The organism is Pseudomonas huaxiensis, assembly GCF_003231275.1.
GTDB lineage: Bacteria > Pseudomonadota > Gammaproteobacteria > Pseudomonadales > Pseudomonadaceae > Aquipseudomonas > Aquipseudomonas huaxiensis.
This window is the reverse complement of the sequence record NZ_QKVL01000170.1, coordinates 1-494: the sequence shown is the minus strand read 5'-3', so window position 1 is coordinate 494 and position 494 is coordinate 1. Positions and strand designations below refer to the sequence as shown.

Sequence of the window (494 nt, the reverse complement as noted above, 5' to 3'; positions counted from 1 at the left end):
TTGAGCTGGTTGTTATCAGTGGCCTCAACAAACTCTGGAAGCGGCAGCGCTGCGCTCTGCACCGATAACTTCAATGCTCCCGAGTCTCGTTCTCCATCTGCACCGTAGACCTTGTAGGACACCACGACAGTGCCATCGGCATTCGCCTGCACATACTCGTAGCCAACAAGCAGGTCGAATGGCTTACCGACATCACCTTGTAGCACCCCGCGACTCACCTGTGTCACGCCACCGGGTTTGCTGCCGTCCCAGTGCACCTCCACTTTGTCGCCACTCTGCAGGTCCGCCTCGAGAGGAATCTGCACCGTGGCGCCCCCGATAGCATCGGATGGATTCAGCACATCGTCCTTGGCTTCCAGCACCACCGGCAGAGGCAGACTGCCTCGCTGTTTGCCAACCGTGAACTCAAGGGGTACGGAAACACGGGTCGGCTCGCTGTCGCTGACGACACGATACGAAACCGTCACCTCGGCCCCGAGATTCTTCTCAACCTT

1 pseudogene is annotated in these 494 nt (G+C 58.7%); it reads right to left on the bottom strand.

Annotation, left to right across the window (positions count from 1 at the left end):
* Positions 1-494: pseudogene (locus tag DM374_RS32755) on the bottom strand (hypothetical protein); the annotation flags it as partial.